This is a genomic window from Desulfobulbaceae bacterium, assembly GCA_015231515.1.
Classification (GTDB): domain Bacteria; phylum Desulfobacterota; class Desulfobulbia; order Desulfobulbales; family VMSU01; genus JADGBM01.
This window is the reverse complement of record JADGBM010000017.1, coordinates 36,722-39,413: the sequence shown is the minus strand read 5'-3', so window position 1 is coordinate 39,413 and position 2,692 is coordinate 36,722. Positions and strand designations below refer to the sequence as shown.

Annotated in this window: 1 protein-coding gene; it reads right to left on the bottom strand. The window is 49.5% G+C overall.

Annotated elements, in window-relative coordinates:
• On the bottom strand, positions 1-2,692 hold a 2,692-nt coding region (locus tag HQK80_04780), incomplete at both ends, for a hypothetical protein (GenBank protein MBF0221536.1).

Sequence of the window (2,692 nt, the reverse complement as noted above, 5' to 3'; positions counted from 1 at the left end):
CATGCTCATTGTTGAGATCAAGAGAGTGGTCTGGAACTTTTACTGTATGACATGTGGCGCACTCAACTGGGGCAGGTGGTGGGGTAATATTGGTGCTGACGCCGGCAGCCACAGCATCAAGAGCTTCCTGTCTGGCGTTTATGCTGTGACAGGGCACGCAATCGTTTGCGTGGATAGCATAGGTGTCTATCATATTAGCCGCTGGAAAGTGACAAGTGGTACAGCTACCTGTTGTGCTGATCATATCATGGGTATCATTATACCCGTTGTCTGGTGGCGTTGGGTGGTACAGAGTATCTTCCAGTCCGTGACAGTTGGTGCAGTCCTGGATCATGCCAGCGATACCGTTGGCAATAGATGCTAAGACCTCTGGGCGCTCACTTGTGTGGCATTTTTTACAGGTGTCGGAGGAGCCGTCGCCCATAACGTGGATTACGCCGGTTGCACCTGGGTCCACACTGTAGTGACAAGGGGAGCAAAGAACATGGGTCTCCATGTTATCCATGTGACCGCCCCACGGCTGGACATGGCAGATACTACAGTCAGGTGCAGGATCTTCAAAGGTTACCAAGGGCGGAATGTTTACGAGATCCATGTGAGGTGGTTTTTCTGTGGTGTGTGAAATTGGTTTGTAAATCAAATTATAATGATGACAGCTTTCGCAATTAACCGGGTTACCTGCCATGCCATTGACAATTGCATCCTGAACTTCAGATGCAAAGGTGCCTTCATAGGCACATCCTTCGTCGTCAACAACATCACAAGGTTTATCTACTGTATAGCTGTGGCATTGGTTGCAATCGTTTTTATGGGCGATAACTATATCGGTGAAAGTATTGGTGATATGACAACCGCTGCAATCTCTTAAAATGAAAGTGGCGTTGCTCAGGGTATTATGACCGAACTCGTGCTGGGTGGAGCCAGTTGTTGGGTGACATGTTTGACAGGTGATTGATGTTTCGCCGCCACGAGTCCTACCCGCTTCAATGGCATTTCTTACTTTCTGAACTCCGCTGCCGTGGCATACTAGACAACTTGACTGATGGGAGGCGTAAATCTCGGCAAATGTACTGCCCGGGTGTGAGTGGCAGTTGATGGCACAGTTGGCATCGATGCTGAGCATATTGTGCTGGGGTGCAGCCAAGGTAGCATTGTTGTGGTCGTTAAGTGGGACGGGTGACCCGACTGAATGGCAGGTTATACATTCATTAGACGCATTTGGTACAGGAACAGTATTCCCGGCAGCATTACTGATAAGGGTAATCGGAACATGCGATGTGGTGTGGCAGGTATAGCACTTTTTAACATCATGCAGTCCAGTTACAAGGCTGGACTCAGTGTGGCAATCAGCTGTTGTGCAGCTTGCAGTTTGAGCAACATAGAGGGCGTGATCTATATAATGGATTACAGGTGTTTTTTTATCCAGATGGCAGGCAAGGCAGTCTATTTGACCGCCAAGTTGTACTACTTGGTCAATAGTTGTACCCGTTGGCGCATCAACGTTAATGTCTCGACTCGCCAGATGGCAGGTCGCACAGGATCCAGGGCCGTTAGTTGGCACATTATGCAGATCCTTGATGTCCTCCATGGAGGCCAAGAGATCGGTGATTGGACTCTGATGACAGAAATCACATTGAATACCTGGCTCTTCCTGGGCCAGATCGGTTGCGGTGACGGCTATACTATGCTCTGCACTGCCACCGGCTGTGCCGTGAATATGGGCATCAAAATATGTGGCGTGGCAGGTCTTGCAGGTGTTCGGAGCCGGTAGCAAGGCTGTTCCGTATCCGTTGACACCAGCCGTTAAACTTCCATCATCAATAATGTTTGTATGGCAATGGGCACAGTCGTTATTGTGAATTAATGTACTGACGATGATATTGCCGGTGTGGCAGGTGGTGCATTCCGGGTGGTCAGAAAGTCCACCATGGTCTTCGCGAAGATGGCCTGTCGCAAAGTTTGCAACGTGGGGTTGGTGACAGCCGCCGCAGTTAACAGGGGTGCCAATATAATGGTTCCTTGCATTGCCCCAGCCGTTTATGCCTGTGATGAGTGTACCGTCATTTGATGCAGCATGGCATTTTTGACAGTCGGCACTGAAGGTGTCGCCGTGAATGTGTGTCATGATGCCGCCAGTGTGACAACTTTGACAGCTCACGAGTCCAGATATAACATCGTGATTCTCGAACTGATGTCCGGTTGCAAAATCAGTGTCATAGAATGGATGACATGTCGCACAGTCCCCTCCGGCAGGAGAGTTAATTTCCCATGGAGAAATGAGTTCGCCGCCGCCGTCAGGATTGGTATGGCAGGTTCCGCAGCCGTTTCCACTCTGGTTGTGGATGGCCATGTAGGTATCGTTGTCGCCAATATTGTCCTTGTCATGGCATGAAGTACATTTACTGATTCCCGTGACCTTAAGTTCTGCCACATGATCGATATTGCCGTGTTCTGTGATGTTGTAATCATGGCAGACAATACAGGTCGCATCTGCTGTGCCAAGTTTGCCGTTGGCCATGGCGGTGTCAACAGTACTCTGCAGGGGCAGGTTTTCGGTGTTGGCTTGGGTTGAGGCATCATATTTATGACAAAGCTCACAGGAGGTGATGGTAACCCGGCTATGTAAGGCATCTACATCGGCTTGCGACACTAAAGTACCCGTACCTTTTTTGCCGAGTTCTGTGATATCACT